Genomic DNA, 17762 nt, shown 5'->3' on the forward strand with positions numbered 1-17762 from the left:
AAATCCAAACTACCGAAAACTCCTAGAATACGGCTCTCTCAGAGCCTGACTCTCCCAAAATATGTCCGAACTGTTGATAAATCAAATTTCGACAATTACGGGGGCGTGGTCGCTGGGTTTAATTAATTTTCTGGGAGCAATGTCTATTGTACAGTTTTTTGCTTGTTCGTACAGGGGAAAGCTGAGATAATGGTGGTCTATTCTCCAGCCGTTGTTGCGGGGAAATGCGGCGGCGCGGTAGTCCCACCAGCTATAATGGCCGCCTTCTGATGTGAATTTGCGAAAGGGGTCGTTTAATCCTAATTCTATGATTTCTGTGAGTGCGAGGCGCTCGGGAACAGACAAGCCGACGGAGTTGGCATTGGCTTTGGGATTGTGGATATCTCGATCGTCCGGGACGATGTTGAAGTCGCCGCAAATGCACAACTTGGGGGATTTGTCTAGTGCTATTTTGAGGTATTCTTGCAGCAGTTTGAGCCACTTTAGTTTGTACTCATATTTCTCGCTGCCGACTTCGGAACCGTTGGGAACGTATACGCAAATAATGCAAATATCGTCGATTATTCCGGCTATTAGGCGTTTTTGTTCGTCAAAAATACCTGCGGTTTCGTCGCCGAGAATTGGGGCAAATCCGGTGCTGATTTGCGTTAGGGGCGATCGGCTGAGAATGGCGACACCGTTATAGGATTTTTGACCGGAAATGTAGCAGTTGTAGCCGAGGTTGATGAAGGGCTCTAGAGGGAAGTCTTTGTCTGTAACTTTGGTTTCTTGGAGGCAGATAACGTCTGGGGAGTTTGCTTGCAACCAGCTAGTAACGTGTTCTATGCGGGTGCGAATTGAGTTGACGTTCCAGGTAGCGATTTTCATTTTTTGTGTGTTATATACTCTCTGATTACTGGCCCGATCGTAAAGTGCGATCGCCCGTTTTGTTTTACTGTTTCAACTAATGACCGCCGTCCTAAAGATTGCATGACTTTCAAGAGTTCTGGCGGTGATAGTTGCAGGTTTTCTGGTATTTTTGAGATGTCGGCTGGTTCCGGGGTATTGGCTAGCTATGCGATCGCCTGTTGTTCGGATGCGGTTAGGCGATCGAAATGCTGGTACAGGAGTGATTCTAACTCACCTAAGAATAGGGTATCATAGGACAGGAATTCGGAAACGCTACCGCCGAATAAGTCTTGAATCAATGTGGCAACTATATTTAACCATAAGGGATTGCCTCGGTAAAGGTCGATCTGTTCTGACCATTTCTCGGGTTCTGCTAAACCTTTTTCTGTGAATATTTCTTGTGCTTCCGGGCCTAAACCGTTGAGTTGCAGAGATTTGCAGGGGCGGTTTTCGCCTTCTAAGGCGGCGATTTCTCTGGGTTTTTCCCAACTCAGGAGGATGAGGCAACTGTTGTGGGATGATTCTGTTATTTGTTTGAAGAATGCGCCGTAATTTTCATATCCAGGTTGGTAATTTCCTGCGAGTTGTTGGCGGCTGAAAGTGGTTTGGATATCATCGAGGATAATCAGACAGCGGTGCGATCGTAAATAGTTGATTACCCCCCCCAACCCCCCGTTGCTAAGGGGGGGAGAAAGAGGTTGAATCTCTTCGCCGCGCCTGGGAGAAAGAGGTTGAATCTCTTCGCCCTCCCTTGATAAGGGGGGGTTGGGGGGGTTAGTTTCTTGCTGCTGGGAGAGGAATTTAATTAAGTCGGTTTGGAGTGATGCCAGCGGTGGCGCGTTGTGGAGACTTCGCCAGATGATGTAGTCGAATTCGTGTTGAATTTGTGGGATTAGTTGGAGAGTAAGGGCGGTTTTGCCAATACCGGATAAGCCTAAGATGGTGATGAGGCGGGTGCGGCTCAAAATCCAGTTTTCGAGGGTGGTGAGTTCGGATGTGCGGTTATAGAATAGGTTGGGTTCTCGTGCGTCGCCTAAGTCTTGACATAGTTTTGGTTTAGTATTGCTTGTTTGTTCGTTAAAAGTTTCTTCTTGTAACAATTCAGATTGTATGGAAAGAACCTACTAAATATGACGTTATAGGGCTTGACAAGTTTGGACTTATGCAACTATAATCTATAGTTGAGACAGCAAATATTAATTATTGTAGTTCTCAATAAAAAATATATTTTAGAAGAGCTTAGTAACTATGAATGATGAAAAACTTTTATTATGGTCAGATCTCAAAAAAGAGTTGGACTTGAGTGATAGTGGTATTTTACTCGGAAATGGGTTTAGCTGTGCAGTTTGGGATAAGTTTAAAGATCCATCACTTTATAAAAAAGGTAAGGATTCAGGTATCTGAAACGTAGTCACAGAAGGACTTCTAGAATTCAAGCATTCGCTAAATCAACAGCTTAATTCTCAAGAGGTACGAAAATAAAAGCTTTCATGGTTTCTTAATAAGAATGGATATTCGATCATTATTCGATCAAATGTTTACACCGTATAGGTTTTACTGCTTTTCACCTGACCTGAATCCTTACTAAAAAAGCTTGCGATCATCAAAGTGAGCATCCGCTATCAAAGGAAGATCAAGATTTATTTAATAAAGACCTAAAAACTACAAGTTTTGAGAGAGTTCTTCTCGCTCTTTCGACTGCTAGAATGATCAATAAACGTTTAAATCAAGATTATTCATTTATACAAGAACGATACGAGAGCATTAAATCAGCGTTGGGATATGCTGTCAGAAGTGTACATATTCCCTGGAAGAATGCAACAGAGAGTGGTGTCTTAAATAAAATCAGAAAAGAACTGCTAAATTATCCCTTCGTTTATACCACCAACTATGATTTACTAATTTATTGGGCAGTTATGTCCGAAGAAAAGGGAAAGGGATTTAAGGATTATTTCTTTAAATCGGAGGATAATAATTATTTTGACATTAGTAACACAGAAATTCGCGGAGACGCCACAAAAATTCTTTACCTTCATGGTGGGCTGCATCTTGAGCGAAGCACGTCAGGAAAAACAATCAAACGGAAATACGAAGAAAACACAAACCTCCTTGATTCATTTGGTCAAAAATTGAGTGGAGGACAGGAAGAAACTGTACCTCTGTTGATTGCAGAAGGAGATGCAGAAGATAAACTAAAGTCTATATATAGTTCTGATTACCTCTCATTCGCCTATGCTCAATTTGCACAGCACAAAGGAGCGCTTGTTGTATTTGAGCATTCACTTGGGGAAAGTGATCAGCATATTCTGGATGCTATAAAAAGAGCAAAGCCTAGCCGTATAGCTATTTCTATCAGCAGCCATAAGTCACCGCAAGAAATTATTGACAGAAAAGCAGAACTACGTAAAAAACTTGGCGAGGCAAGTGTTTTTTTTGATGCTGAAACTCATCCTTTGTTTAGGCTCATTACAAATGAGGGTGGATAATACTTAAGCCGGTTTCTCTGACAGCCGATCGCCCTTACATCCCAAATTGTCAAAAAGCGGGATTAAAGGGCGATCGGATAGAACCCTCAACAAGACGGGGATGGAGGAAACGGCAATGCCGTTTCCCTACCCCAAAATAATCCATCGCACTTTCAGGATGTAACCATCGCCAGATTAACAGTAGGGAAACGGCACAGCCGTGTCCTGATTTCGGCTACTCTTACAAATTGCAACTCATATCCCCAGATAATTGACTGAAACGCGCATTTTCCCGGTAGTCAACCGGACAGTCAATCACGCAAGGAACATCTTGAGCAAGGGCTTCTTTGAGGATGGGAATTAAATCAGTTGCAGATTCAACTCGATAGCCTTTTAAACCCATACTTTCGGCAAATTTCACAAAGTCGGGATTGCCAAATTTGATGAAATCTGAATGACCAAAATAATCTTGCTGCTTCCATTCAATTAACCCGTAACCGCCGTCATTAAAGATGAGTGTCACAAAATTGGTACCGACTCGCAAAGCAGTTTCTAATTCTTGGCAATTCATCATAAAGCCACCGTCTCCGGTGGCTGCTACTACTTTGCGATCGGGATAAACGAGTTTTGCAGCCACCGCACCCGGAATCGCAATTCCCATCGCCGCAAATCCGTTGGAAATCAAACAGGTATTCGGGCGATCGCAATGATAGTGCCGCGCGATCCACATTTTGTGAGCTCCCACATCAGATATAAGAATATCTTCCGGCCCCAGGACTTGCCGCAAATCGTAAATGAGTTTTTGCGGCTTGATCGGGAAACCGTCGTCGGCTGCATATTGTTCGTATCCAGCGCGAATATCCGCCCGCAATTGCTTAGCAAAAGGGTCTATTTTCTCCATGCGATCGGCACGCTGCAAAATTTCATTGAGGGAATCAGAAATATCCCCCACAACTTCTACCATAGGAATATAACTGCTGTCTATTTCTGCTGGCAGAGCTCCTATGTGAATAATCGGAATTTTCCCGTCTGGATTCCACTTCTTCGGGGAATATTCAATCAAATCGTACCCAACAGCAATCACTAAATCCGTTTCTTCAAAAGCACAGCTAATGTAATCCCGTTTTTGCAATCCCGTCGTCCAAAGTGCCAAAGGATGAGTGTAAGGAATTACGCCTTTGCCCATGAAAGTATTAGCTACGGGAATATTCAATCGAGTAGCAAATTGTGTCAAAGCATCGCTGGCATTCGCGCGGATAGCGCCATTTCCTACTAATAGCAGAGGACTTTTTGCCTTGGAAATTGCCACAGCGGCTTTATTCAGGCTTTGGTAAGCGCCAAAGGTTTTTTCGCGGTTGTCTTTGGTTAGCGGATTTCCTTCCACAGCCATTGCTGCGATGTTTTCTGGCAAGTCAATGTGAACTGCTCCCGGCTTTTCACTTTGAGCTACTTTAAAGGCTTTGCGGACGATTTCTGGCGTCGTGCTGGGTCGGACAATTTGAGCGTTCCACTTAGTAACTGGCGCAAACATGGCAACCAAATCTAAATATTGGTGCGATTCTATGTGCATTCTGTCTGTGCCGACTTGTCCGGTAATTGCTACTAAAGGAGCGCCGTCTAAGTTAGCATCAGCAACTCCTGTCATTAAGTTAGTTGCGCCCGGCCCCAAGGTGGACAAACAAACGCCTGCTTTGCCTGTGAGGCGGCCGTAAACGTCTGCCATGAAGGCTGCGCCTTGTTCGTGGCGAGTAGTAATAAATTTAATTGAAGAGTTTCTCAGGGCTTCTAGAACTTCTAAATTTTCTTCTCCGGGAAGTCCGAAGACGTATTCTACGCCTTCATTTTCTAAACATTTTACCAGTAGTTGAGCTGTGTTCATTTCCATTTTTTCCTCTGTAAGTATGGATTTTTTTTGTCTTGGTTAAATGCTCGTAAAAATACTCGGTTAGTTTTTATTAACCGCAGATTAACGTAGATTAATTAGTATTTTTACGAGCATTGTATCGACTTTTACTTATTTTACCCACACTGTTTTAATGTTGACAAATTCGTGCATTCCTTGGATGCTCAATTCGCGTCCGTAGCCGGAGCGTTTGATGCCGCCAAAGGGCAATCTGGGGTCTGATTTTACTAAACCGTTGATGAATACGGCGCCTGCTTCTAGTTCGGAAATAAACCGATCGCTCTCTGAGTTTACTGTAGTCCAAGCCGTCGCACCCAAGCCAAAAGATGTGCTGTTTGCGAGTTCGATCGCCTCATCGATGTCTGCAACCCGGAATACTAAAGCTACCGGGCCAAAAAACTCTTCTTGACGCGCCGCAGCATCCGGGGGAATGTCTGCCAAAATAGTGGGCAAGTAGAAATTGCCCGCTTTCTCTGACAATGGGCGGCCGCCTGTCAAAAGTTTTGCTCCCGATTGGATGCAAGTTTGCACTTGATTGTCCAAGTCTTTGAGGATTGCGGGAGTAGCTAAAGGGCCGATATCGGTTTCGGGCAACATCGGATCGCCTACTTTTAATTGCTCGATTTTTTCGACAAATCCTTTGATGAATTCGTCGGCGATATCTTCTGCTAAAATAAAGCGTTTGGCAGCGATGCAAGATTGACCGTTATTCAGCATCCGGGATGTCACAGCAGTTGATAAAGCTGCTGCTAAATCAGCACTGGACATCACGATAAAGGGGTCGCTTCCTCCTAATTCCAGTACAACTTTTTTCAAGCTTTTGCCCGCATTTGCTGCTAAACTAGCACCTGCTGGTTCGCTGCCGGTAAGGGTGGCTGCTTTGATGCGATCGTCCGCAACTATCTTAGCTACCTTGTCCGAACCCACTAACAAAGTTTGAAAAACTCCTTCGGGAAAGCCAGCAAGCGCGAAAATTTCTTCGATTTTCAAAGCGCACTGAGGCACGTTGGAAGCGTGTTTGAGCAAGCCAACATTGCCCGCCATCAGCGCCGGCGCCGCAAACCGAAAAACTTGCCAAAATGGGAAATTCCAGGGCATGACGGCTAAAATAGCGCCCAGCGGTTGGTAGCGGACAAAGCTGCTGCTAGCGTCGGTGGTTGCCGGTACGTCTGCCATAAATTGAGCGGCATTTTTGGCGTAATAGCGGCAAACTAAGGCGCATTTTTCCACTTCGCCGATCGCAGATTTGAGCGTTTTCCCCATTTCCAGGGTCATCATTTCAGCGTAAATTTCGCGATCGCGCTCTAAGATGTCTGCGGCTTTCTGCATCCACAGAGATCGCTGCTCAAACGGCAGGTAGCGGTATTTGTTAAAAGCTTGCTGTGCTAATTCCAGCTTAGCTTCTATTGCCTCATCCGCGATCGCCTCGAAAGTTTTCAGCGTTTCTCCCGTTGCCGGGTTGATAGTAGCAATAGCCATCGTTTCCTCTCCTGTATGAAAAACACAAAACTCCCCTCTTGTTTTCAAGCTAGGCGGGGAGTTGTATCAATGTATTACAAAATGGGAATTTACCAGCCACGTTTTCAGGTCATGCCAATTTGCAAGTGTCGGATTTGTTTAAATCTCTCTACTTTTAATTATAGTTCAGAATCTCGATGGCAAATCTTAAGAAAATTATCTCTGTGCGAGTCCCAGACATCCGGGCGATCGCAAACCGAGCGACAATCTGACTTACGCAACAATCATAGGGATAGGGGCAACCGCGGGGAGATTGTCCCTACCAAGGAGGGACAGGAATACTCTTCTTTTTAAGGGGAATGGGAAGGGATCGGGACTTCGATACAAAATTAAAAATTAAAACCGACATCTTGCAGCATTCTCAAGGTAGGGTGCGCTGTGCCTACCTTACTAATTAGATTCAGCCCTCACCTACATCAAACAGACTGTTCCTGAATGTAATCCTGCACGTAAGACTGATAGTAATACCTGCTGCCTTTATCGTTATTCGCCACCATTCCCAACAGCGGAATCCCCGCCATTTTCAAATCTTCAAAAGCCAACAACAGCGCCTCCCGCTCAGTTTGATTCAGCCCCACTACCAGCATCAATCCGTTAGTGTGAGCCGCCAACAAATTCGCATCCGCCAAACCCAAAAGCGGTGCAGTATCGTAAATAACTAAGTCAAAATGACTTGACAAAGCTCCCATTAAATGCTGCATTTTTTTGGAAGAAAGCACCTTTGTGGGATCGAGAGGAACCGGGCCGGAAGTTAACACAAACAAATTTTCATCGCGGGGCGATCGCAAAATCAACTTTTCCACATCCACATCATCCGCGATCGCATTGTGCAGGCCTTGCCAATTCGGTAAACCCAGCATTTCGTGCACCTGCGGCCGCCGTAAATCCGCATCTACCAACAGCACTTGCTGGCCCATTGCAGCCGCCGCCCGCGCCAGATTTACTGCGACAGTAGACTTGCCGTCAGCTACTTGACAAGAAGTAATTACACAAGAATTGATCGGACTATCAACGTTTAGTAAGCGAATATTAGCATTGAGCGATCGAAAAGCTTCTTGAAAAGCATCCGTAGGCACCGGCGAACTTGCCACATCCACCGGACTTGTCTCAGCAGGAGGAAGCCTCAAAATTTTATCGCTAGCAGGAATTACCCCCAACAAAGGCAGCCGAATCGAATGTTTGACATCCTCGGGAGTGTGGAACACCGTTTTATTGTTAAACCGTTCCGCCAACTGCGCCGCCAGCATACCGAACAGCAAACCAGCCAATCCCCCCAAAGCCAAATTTAAAGGCATAATTGGAGAAACAGCCATCAACTCGCCATTTTTGTAGCGCGGAATTTCCGGCTTAGCAATAATTTCCCAAGCCACTTCTTTTTTACCCACAGCTTCAAGCTGCAAAGCTTGTTGTTTTGCCAGCAAACCATTCAGCGTATTGTTAGTCAATTCCAACTCGCGCTGCAAATCCGAATAGCGCCGCAAAATCACCGGTAATCCTTGAGAGTATTGATTCAACTGCTTAGCAGCTTGTTCCAAAACTTGATTCCGCACGCCCAGCACCTGAATTAAATTAGCAGTACCGATAAACTGCTCGATTAACTTAATCCGCACCGGATCTTGAAAAGCCAGCACTTGCGAACTTACCTTAGCCAAATCAGTTCCCAGAACCTGTTGGGCTTCTTTCTTTAACAAAGGAATTAGGTTTTTTTGCTGTTCTCGCAACAATTGCATTTGCGGAGTTTGGTCTGTAAACGTAGCCGAGTTAATCGCAATTTGCCCTTCTAATTGCTGCAATTGAGTCAGCATCGCTTGATAGCGGGGAGCTTGACTCAGAGCCGAGGCCATCAGCGCTTGCTTCTGGTTTAACCCGAGCTGATTTTGCAGATTGGAATAGAGCAATCTCTGCTGATTGAGCTGCGTTTGCGCGTCCAATCTTTGCGTTTGAAGTTGGCTGATTTGCTGGGCCAGTTGTTGGGTTTGAATTTGCGGGTCGATGAAATTGTACTGCTGCCGCAACTTTTGAATTTCTGTTTGCAGAGCTTGTTGGCGCTTTTGCTGGTTGGGAATTTGCGATTTTACAAAATCCAAAGTCTGACTAATTTGAGTTGTGGTATCTTGCACGCTGTAGTTGCGGTAGCCTAGCGCCACTTTTCCCAAAACAAACTGAATTTTTTTCGGGTCATAATCCCGATATCTAACTTCTATAATTTTGGTATTTTTGAACCGATTTATTGACAGCCTGGTTTCCTGAGAAAACGGCAAATTATCGGCTTTTTGGTTTAAGAGGTAGTTGTAATTTATTTCCGGATATTTAGCCTGCAACTGTTTAATAATCGGCGACATTACTTGCGGGCTTTGCAAAACTTGAATTTGCGATTCGTAGTCAAAACCGCCCTTTTCTGGCGTCGCGGGGGCCGCTGGTTGCAGTTTCAGCTCACCGGAGTATATTTTTGCTAAAGTATTTTGCGTAACGGCGGGTTCTACTAATAATTGAAAGCGCCCTTCGTACTCGCTTTTTTGATTGAGCGTCCAGGCGAAAACCCCGGTGGTCACTGCCGCTGCTACGCCGATAACTAAAATGGAACGACTGCGGCAAACTTCCCAAAAACTTAACTCTTCTTCCTCTATTTTGTCTCTGCCTAAAAATTGCTCTTCTTCATAAAGCACGGAAGATATTTTTTGCATATCAGCGGCTTTTTTATTATTATTAAACAGTGCTATTTGAGATTTTTTCCCTGGTTTCATTTGATTTCTACAACTTATTAGTTTAAACGTCTGTACCGCTGGCGTAGTTTCAGGAACCCGGTTGATTCCTAGATATTGCGTTACCAAACCGAAAATTTTTCTCAAAAATCGGTTTATGAAACCTTAATGCTAGTCTATTCAAATCACTGAAAAATATTGAACAACCGAAATATTCCTAACAGCGGGCTTAAAGGGGCGAGAGTCCCGCCTACATTATCCGAGAACGTAGCGCGGCCCGATCGCCTTACCATAATTACATCATTATTTTGCAGTTTGGGATTAGTTTCCTCATTAGCTGTTGCGGAAAAATTAACCTTAACAGTTAGCTGCGAAACAGTGCCGTTAGGATTGAGGCGAATTAAATTCACCGAATCCATTTCTGCCCGCGCTTTATTAAAACCTCCCGCTGCTACCAGCGCTTGATTTAAAGTAGTATTGGGCAGCACTGCAATCGCTCCCGGTTTCACAACTTCTCCCACAATGTTCACCTTAATCGTATCAGGTGAAAAATTAGAATTAGCCACTTGATCGTCTTGAGCTGCATCGAGATTTTCGGCTTTGGGAACGATTACCGTATCTCCCTGTTGCAGCGTTAAATCTTGGGAGACATCTGCAGCTTCCAAAAGTTGCCACAAATTTACATTAATAATTTGTTCTGTACCCGCCCGTGTCAGGCGGCGAACTTGTATTTGTCTGATATCAGCTACCGGCGTAATGCCGCCCGCCATTTTAATTGCCCTCGTTACAGTTTGCTGCAAAACCGTTTCCCCGCCGTTTGTTTCGCTGGCAGCAAACAAACCCGAATTTGCACCCATTTCATTCTCTTGTACCCTACTTTGAGCCTCTTTTGCCAAAGTATAAGTACCGGGACGAGTTACTTCCCCCACCACAGCAATATTAATTGGTTGAGTGCTTTGTCCGGTAATATTAGCTACTGCTAAAGTCGGTGCTTCTTGGCGGTTGAGGCTCGTTACAGTGGGAATAAATATAGTATCGCCGTCGCGCAAAGTCAGATCGGCCCGCAAATCGCCGTTTTGCAATAATTCCCACAAATCCACACTAATAATTTGTTCCCGTGCGTTGCGCTGGGGGCGGCGGATTTTGATTTGCCGCACGTCTGCTGACTGCGTGATCCCGCCGGCCATTCGGAGAGCCCGCGATATCGTTGGCATTTGAGTTCCCATTTGCTCTGATGTGCCTCCGGGGCCTGCTGCTGAGGATATTGTATAGGCTCCGGGGCGGTTGATTTCGCCCGCGATCGCAATTTGCAAAGGACGCGGCGCCAGCAGTTTCAGAGTAATCCAAGGACGTTTAAGGTATTTGCCGTATTTGTCTTTAACAACATTAGAAGCTTGTTCTAAGGTCATCCCGTACACCGAAACGCTGCCAATTAACGGCAAACTCAAGGAACCGTCCGCCTGTACTTGGTGTTGACCGTTGGGGCCGCTGTATTCCGGGACGTTGAAGATGTCCATTTGAATACGATCGCCCGCTCCCAAAGTGTAAACTTCCGATCGTACAGTTGAAGGTGTACTTGCCGGAAATTCGGGAAAGCCCGGCACTGCGGGTACCGGTACAGGAACAGGAGAACCCGGAGGAGGAGGAGGAGGAGGCAAAAACTGGGCCGCCGCAGGAGATGAACCCACCGCCGCCAGCACTGACACTGTTAAACTTTGAACAATTAAACTTTTGACAGCATTGCTTGCCCAATAACCCAGCTTGCAGCTTGTGCTGGAAACCTTTCCCTCAGCCCCTCTCCTTGCAGGAAAAGGGAGAAATTCTCCCCTTTCTCTCTCCGCGAAGGGGACAGAAGGGTGAGATTTTTTCTCAAGTTGCACGCCGTGCGAAGAACTTTTCACCACCATCGCTTTTTGCCCCTATCCTCATCCAACCCCGCCAACATCAAATGTAACCCAACTCTTCTAACTTGCTGAGAACTTTTTTAACACTCTCTTCCACACTTTCTCGCTCTGTGTAACAAATAATCTCAGGATTGAGCGGTTCTTCATAAGGATCGTCAATTCCCGTAAAACCCTTAATTTCTCCTGCTCTAGCCTTAGCGTACAGCCCCTTGACATCGCGACCTTCACACACTTCTAACGGCGCTGTGACATATACTTCAACAAAATTTGGCTCCATTGCTCTAATTTCGCCGCGAATTGCTCTGTAGGGGCTAATAGCTGCGGTGATTGCGGCTACTCCATTGCGGCTCAGCAGGTGAGCAACAAATCCAATCCGCCGAATATTAGTATCTCGGTCTTCTTGGCTAAATCCCAAACCTTTTGACAAGTTGGTGCGAACGACATCTCCATCCAATATTTCAACTTTGCAACCTCTTGCCTTCAGTTCGGGTTCTAGAGCTTTGGTGATAGTTGTCTTGCCGGAACCGCTCAGCCCGGTAAACCACAAAATAAAACCTTTTTCCATTTTCAGCCGTTAATTACTAACTGGGAAATTATTAAGACGTAAAACTTTATAGATGCAGTTCCCTTTCTTCTATTATCGTTATTCGCGGTGTCATATTGGCAATATTGGAGCGCAAAAAATGAGAAATCAAAAGTTGCGATCGCTCCTGCAGTCATTTAGTAACCGAATTGTGCGATCGCTGCATAATTCCCGATTTATTATTTTTCAAGTCTTTACACAGTAAAATTCAATTCGCGATCGCCAACGCCAAACATCTATTTGCAGGGTGCGCAGGGAATACCTTAGCTTACATTATGACACAATGGCAAACGCCGAACATTTATCCGCAGGGTTCACCGCACGGATTACCTGACTGAGCATTTAGCAATAAACCTAAAATCTCAAATAGTATTGCCTATGTCTTCCGTTTTGAAAGCAGATGTTTTGGTAGTCGGTGGCGGCACTGGCGGCACCGCTGCGGCGGTGCAAGCAGCCCGCCGAGGTGCCAAAACTATTTTAGTAAGCGAATTCCCCTGGCTGGGAGGAATGCTGACTTCGGCTGGCGTTTCGGCCCCTGATGGCAACGAATTAGCAGCATTTCAAACAGGTTTGTGGGGCGCGTTTTTGCGGGAACTCCAGCAGCGACAGCCGGGAGGTTTGGATTGGGGCTGGGTCAGTTTTTTTACTTACGATCCCCGCACCGGTGCTGAAATTTTCGCTGATTGGGTTAAATGTTTGCCGAACTTGCACTGGATTTCTGGACAAACTGCTCAAGATGTGCTACATGAAGGCGATCGCATTTCTGGCGTTCAGTTTGCCGATTTTACGGTTTCGGCCAAAATCACTTTAGATGCAACGGAATTGGGAGATTTGCTGGCTTTAGCGGAAGTTAGACACCGCTGGGGTTGGGAATTCCAAGGCGAGTGGGGAGAACCCAGCGCGCCGGCTGCCTCTAATGCTCTCACAGAGCGCTATTCGGTGCAAGCTCCGACTTGGGTGGCAATCATGCAGGATTTTGGCTTAGGTGCGGTTGCGCCAGAAATTCCCGCGCCGCCTCTTGACAATCCCGATCGATTTATCGGTGCTTGGGACGGTTACACTCCCAAACAATTTCTCAATTACGGCAGGCTTCCGGGCGGATTGTTGATGATTAATTGGCCGATTCGAGGTAATGATTATGGTGAAGGAGTCGATCGACTCATTAAATCTGAAGCATCTCGACAAGAATTCCTGCAAGAAAGTCTGTGGCACAGTCAAAGTTTCGCCCGTTTCATTCAAACGCAACTCGGCCCCCGCTACGGTTTAGCAGAGAATATTTTCCCGATTTCAACGATCGAAAATCAACAAAATTCTTCCCTTCTTCCTTCCTTCGCCTTACATCCTTACTACCGAGAAAGTCGCCGCTTGCGAGGGATAAGTACAGTCAGAGAACAAGATATTTTGCCTGTTGTCGGTGGAAGAGTCGCGAAGTTGCCGATAAATTCTGAGGGAATTTGCGAAGCGGTGGCTATCGGCAACTATGCCAACGACCACCACTACACCAGTGGCGACATTCCCTTGCAGCCCAAATCGATCCGCTGGGGCGGCCGCTGGACGGGAACTCCGTTTACCATTCCTTACAGCGCGCTAATTCCTGCGAGTACAGACGGTTTGCTAGTCTGCGAAAAAAATATTTCCGTCTCTCACATCGCCAACGGTGCAACTCGCTTACAACCGACGGTAATGAATATTGGACAGGCGGCGGGGATGGCGGCGGCTTTGTGCGCGGAATCTGGATGTCAGCCGCGGCAGTTGCCGGTGAGAGTTTTGCAGGAAGCTTTGCTGCAAGATTCCGAGGCGAGTGCGGCAGTTATTCCCTTATTTAATTTGACACGGGGGCGATCGGACTGGCTCGACTGGCAGCGCTATTATCTCGATCGACCTCAAGCATATCCCGCCAGCGGCGAATGTCCTTTCTCAGTAGAGAAACAAAGCAGTCAAACAGCAAATACTCACAGCCAATTTTCGGGCATTTTCCGCCGCCTCGGCGAACAAGACTGGACGCTAATGCTGACAAGCCCTACATCCTTAGCCGGTCAAACTTGGCAACTCGTGACTTTGGACTCGGAAACCGACAGATTTTTACACAGTTGCGAAACCGGAAAGCCTCTGACAGTATGGGGTCGGCTGAATTATGCTGGTGCTTGGCTACTGTCGGTATCAGTAGAATTGAAGAGGTAAGGTTTTTTGCAGAGATCCGAAAATTGCAGAGATATCTATCCTGATCGATCGGGGCAAGTCCGTATCACGTAATAGACACTGACACGGATACTACCCATGCAAACCTACACTGCAATTGCTTTACTGAGCCTGTTGGGCATTACCTTGAGTGCCAATGCCGCTCGAGCTGTTGAATCTCCACTCGCAATGCTCGAAACTGCCACCCCCCAATATATGTTATCCGCCCAAACTCAACAAAAGGCCGAGCGCGTTCCTCACAGGGGCAGCGGACGCAGGGATTTTACCGAGCCTAATGTTTACACTCATCCGCTACAAGATTTCTAATGGCAATGGACGTAAGCGATTATCACCACTGAGTTGATTCGGGCTGTTGATTCGAGCGATCGGATTTTCTGGGATTCTAGTTTTTCAGGTTAAGCGACAACTGCACTTTTTGTTGACAGTTATGAGGATATTGTTTTGTGTGTGATCAATGATAGCATATAAACCTGGAACCGCCATCTATCTAGATATAGATTCTAGTATATGGCGGTTTTGTATTGAAAACTCTTCAATTAAACAGGAATTACCCACAGGCCTGGCAGCATCCGGGTTTTTCAACCGATATCCCTCGCCCTTGACCCGTTATTTTGATCGAACCGGGTTTTCATCCATAACTATTCAAACATTATCAGCTCGGAGTCGCCTCAAATTCCTCCGATCGCAACAGTTATTTACTGTTTCCCCGCCGCAGGTGGGGTTTAATTTTCAATGGCTGCACTATAATTAACGTGCGATAACTAATTTATATATAGGTAAACTGTCAGCGCAGAGGGTGCAGCAATCTACTTAAATTCGCCACCAATAAGAACCACTTATGCGGTGTGGATCGCCTTTAAGCCCATGCCCCTGTTACCTCAGGGAAATTAACTAACCTGAATATTAGGGTAGCTGGTAAGCTTTCCGGCGACAGTCGGCTATGCTTGATTCGGCGCTCTCGCAATAATTTAATGGAGGACGACAAGATGCCTCCAAGTTTGGCTATTTCGGGGATAGTGATGAAAAATGACTCTTTGGATCTGGTCAAAAGCCTCAGCCCTAGTGCAATGGATCAGATCATGCTATATCTGGCGTTTAGCGCCATGAGAACCAGTGGGCACAGGCACGGGGCGTTTCTAGACGCGGCCGCAACGGCGGCTAAGTGTGCTATTTACATGACCTATATTGAGGAGAAAAACAACCTGCGGATGACCGGACACTTGCATCACATTGAGCCTAAACGGGTGAAGGTGATTGTTGAGGAAGTCCAGGAAGCTCTGACTCAAGGAAAATTGCTGAAAATGTTGGGTTCCCAAGAACCTCGATATTTGATTCAGTTTCCTTATGTCTGGCTGGAACAGTATGGTTGGTTGCCGGGACGCCCTCGCATTCCGGGAAACAGCTTGACTGCGGATGAAAAAAAATATCTCGAAGGCAAAATTCCTCCGAATCCCCCTGACGCTCAACTGATCAATTCTTTTCAGTTTATGGAGTTGATCGAGTTTCTGCACAGGCGATCGCAAGAAGATATGCCTCCAGAAAGGCGAATGCCTTTGAGCGAAGCTTTAGCAGAACACATCAAGCGGCGCTTGATCTATTCGGGAACAGTTACTCGCATTGATGCTCCTTGGGGAATGCCGTTTTATGCCCTCAGCCGCGCTACTTACTCTCCGGCAGAGCAGGAAGAGCGGACATTTACTATGGTGGAGGATACAGCTAGATATTTCCGGCTGATGAAGGATTGGGCGGAAAAACAACCGAAGGTCATGCGAGTTATGGAGACTTTGGATATTCCGCCGGAACGCCTCGACCAAGCCCTTGAGGAATTAGATGAGATTATTCGCAATTGGGCCGATCGCTATCACAAGCAGGGCGAACCGACGATGATTGTACAAATGGTTTTTGGGCCGCAAGACGACGCTTAGTTCGATTAGTTATTAATCATTAGTCATGAGTTGATTGCTGGAGACTAATGATTAATAACTAATAACTAATAGCCCTGAAGGAAGAAACCGGATTTTTTTCAAAAAATACTGCGTTAAGGCCTTGAATTATCGTAAAAAAGTCGGTTTCTTGGGTCGCGAATGCGTCCAGGATTAACTAAGCTAAAAAAGCTCTCCAGGTCGCCGCTAAAACGATAGCTGCGATCGCTCCTATGAGTGTATTAAAAAAATTTACTACCTCGTTGGTCAGCCACTCAAACTTTGATTGCACCGTCGCTCCAATCACGCTCTCGATGTTCGTGGCAATAAAAGCTGCAACAACACAAAAAACAATTCCTGTCAAGTTAATTAAACCGACTGCCCAACTCAACAGCGCAATCAGAATTGAGCCGACAATACCCGCAATTGTTCCTTCCAAACTTACGGCCCCTTCGGTACCCCTAGGTACAGGCTGCAAGCTGGTAATCAAAAAAGTCCGCTTCCCGTAAGCTTTGCCGATTTCGCTAGCGCAGGTATCCGAAAGTTTGGTGCAAAAACTCGCCGCGTAACCCAGCAATAACAGGGAAATAGCATCTTGCGGCACAGGCATCTTGCCTGTATTGCCTAAAATAGATAATGCCAAAACTCCCACAGCACAAAGAGTAGCGGTTAAAGCAGAACCCCAGACATTTTCCGGGCCTCGGGCGCCTGAACGCTTTTCAGCTATGCCTTCTGCTTCTTTTTGGGCTTTGCCGATGCTGGTAACTCCCGATCCGACCAGAAAGTAAAACATCACCACAGCATAGCCTTGCCATCCCAAACAGCCCCAGATGAGGACGCCCAATACCCAGCCGTGAAATTGGCCAGCGGGAGTGAGCAATTTTTTAGGAGCAATGGTGCCGATCGCGAGTAAAACTGTATTTAGGGCGATCGCCACCAACCAAGGATTAGACCAAGATAAATAATTAAAGAACAATTCTGAATTCTGCATTTAGTACCTCCATGAGCCAAGTCTTATTTCATCTTGCCTTCCCCGTGACCGATATTGCGCAAACAAAAGCGTTCTATGTAGACGGGCTCGGCTGCGAACTAGGTCGCGAATCGCCGAATTCTGCGATTATGGGTTTGTGCGGCCATCAAATTGTCGCCCACGTCAGCCACGAACCTTTGACGCCTCAGCGAGGCATTTATCCCCGGCATTTTGGGTTAATTTTTACTTCCGAAGCTGACTGGGAAGGGTTGCTAGAAAAAGCCCAGCAAAACCACTTAAATTTCTATCAAGAACCGAGACGGCGATTTGTCGGTTTGCCTACAGAGCACCGTACTTTCTTCTTAGAAGACCCTTTCCACAATATACTGGAGTTCAAGTATTACTGTGAAGCTGAAGCAATTTTTGGCCGCAGCGAATACGCTGAAGTTGGCGACGCTGTTTAGTAGTAGACCTCTCCAATAATTATTGTGGAACAGGCATCTTGACTCTTCAAGACTGTCTTTTATGGAGATGTCTAGTAGTCTCTTAGGATGCGCAAGTCGATTTTAGGTTTGAGATTTTAGATTGAAGAATTGACTCCACTGATGAATCGGGGAGGTTGAACTTTGGTTTACAGCGGTTCCCGCTGTTATGAAGTACAATAGCAACAATTAGCAAACCAATTTCTTAAATGTTGAGGATTGATTA

14 protein-coding genes are annotated in these 17762 nt (G+C 46.0%); 6 read left to right on the forward strand and 8 right to left on the reverse strand.

The features are described 5' to 3' along the window. Window positions 1-81 precede the first annotated feature (81 nt). Complete coding sequence (gene xth, locus QUA13_RS27450) at window positions 82-867, reverse strand: exodeoxyribonuclease III (protein WP_333203627.1); 786 nt, start codon at window positions 865-867, stop codon at window positions 82-84. Window positions 868-1052: 185 nt separating this feature from the next. Continuing rightward, the gene (locus QUA13_RS27455; RefSeq protein ID WP_333203629.1) at window positions 1053-1988 is read right to left on the reverse strand and encodes an ATP-binding protein; all 936 of its coding nucleotides are present in this window, start codon (window positions 1986-1988) and stop codon (window positions 1053-1055) included. 148 nt (window positions 1989-2136) lie between these two features. Here QUA13_RS27455 and QUA13_RS27460 point away from each other — a divergent pair, with 148 nt between their 5' ends. Beyond that, a complete protein-coding gene (locus QUA13_RS27460) occupies window positions 2137-2292 on the forward strand; it encodes a hypothetical protein (RefSeq protein WP_333203631.1) in 156 nt (51 codons plus the stop codon). A 173-nt stretch (window positions 2293-2465) separates the two neighbouring features. Beyond that, window positions 2466-3374, forward strand: a complete 909-nt coding sequence (locus tag QUA13_RS27465) for a DUF4917 family protein (protein ID WP_333203645.1) — start codon at window positions 2466-2468, stop codon at window positions 3372-3374. 220 nt (window positions 3375-3594) lie between these two features. On the opposite strand, the gene QUA13_RS27470 is transcribed toward QUA13_RS27465, so the two are convergent. From QUA13_RS27470 to cysC, 5 genes are all read right to left on the reverse strand, one after another. Further along, window positions 3595-5232: an acetolactate synthase large subunit gene (locus tag QUA13_RS27470; protein WP_445242752.1), complete on the reverse strand. Its 1638-nt coding sequence runs from the start codon at window positions 5230-5232 to the stop codon at window positions 3595-3597. A gap of 135 nt (window positions 5233-5367) precedes the next feature. Further along, a complete protein-coding gene (locus QUA13_RS27475) occupies window positions 5368-6735 on the reverse strand; it encodes an NAD-dependent succinate-semialdehyde dehydrogenase (protein ID WP_333203633.1) in 1368 nt (455 codons plus the stop codon). A gap of 455 nt (window positions 6736-7190) precedes the next feature. Then, the gene (locus QUA13_RS27480; protein WP_333203635.1) at window positions 7191-9518 is read right to left on the reverse strand and encodes a polysaccharide biosynthesis tyrosine autokinase; all 2328 of its coding nucleotides are present in this window, start codon (window positions 9516-9518) and stop codon (window positions 7191-7193) included. A 143-nt stretch (window positions 9519-9661) separates the two neighbouring features. After that, entirely contained in the window at window positions 9662-11383 is a 1722-nt protein-coding gene (locus QUA13_RS27485) for an SLBB domain-containing protein (RefSeq protein WP_333203637.1), read from the reverse strand. Window positions 11384-11420: 37 nt separating this feature from the next. Continuing rightward, window positions 11421-11945, reverse strand: a complete 525-nt coding sequence (cysC, locus tag QUA13_RS27490) for an adenylyl-sulfate kinase (protein WP_172184417.1) — start codon at window positions 11943-11945, stop codon at window positions 11421-11423. A gap of 396 nt (window positions 11946-12341) precedes the next feature. Here cysC and QUA13_RS27495 point away from each other — a divergent pair, with 396 nt between their 5' ends. From QUA13_RS27495 to hetR, 3 genes are all read left to right on the forward strand, one after another. Beyond that, a complete protein-coding gene (locus QUA13_RS27495; RefSeq protein WP_333203639.1) occupies window positions 12342-14144 on the forward strand; it encodes an FAD-dependent oxidoreductase in 1803 nt (600 codons plus the stop codon). Between the two features lie 96 nt (window positions 14145-14240). Next, complete coding sequence (patX, locus tag QUA13_RS27500) at window positions 14241-14468, forward strand: heterocyst-inhibiting protein PatX (RefSeq protein ID WP_172184421.1); 228 nt, start codon at window positions 14241-14243, stop codon at window positions 14466-14468. A gap of 713 nt (window positions 14469-15181) precedes the next feature. Further along, window positions 15182-16087: a heterocyst differentiation master regulator HetR gene (gene hetR, locus QUA13_RS27505; RefSeq protein ID WP_172184509.1), complete on the forward strand. Its 906-nt coding sequence runs from the start codon at window positions 15182-15184 to the stop codon at window positions 16085-16087. A gap of 175 nt (window positions 16088-16262) precedes the next feature. On the opposite strand, the gene QUA13_RS27510 is transcribed toward hetR, so the two are convergent. Continuing rightward, the gene (locus QUA13_RS27510) at window positions 16263-17075 is read right to left on the reverse strand and encodes a TIGR00297 family protein (protein ID WP_333203641.1); all 813 of its coding nucleotides are present in this window, start codon (window positions 17073-17075) and stop codon (window positions 16263-16265) included. An 11-nt stretch (window positions 17076-17086) separates the two neighbouring features. On the opposite strand from QUA13_RS27510, the gene QUA13_RS27515 reads away from it, so the two are divergent. Beyond that, complete coding sequence (locus QUA13_RS27515) at window positions 17087-17518, forward strand: VOC family protein (RefSeq protein WP_333203643.1); 432 nt, start codon at window positions 17087-17089, stop codon at window positions 17516-17518. Window positions 17519-17762: the final 244 nt, after the last annotated feature.

It is taken from the genome of Microcoleus sp. S28C3 (genome assembly GCF_036700785.1).
Taxonomy (GTDB): domain Bacteria; phylum Cyanobacteriota; class Cyanobacteriia; order Cyanobacteriales; family Microcoleaceae; genus Microcoleus; species Microcoleus asticus.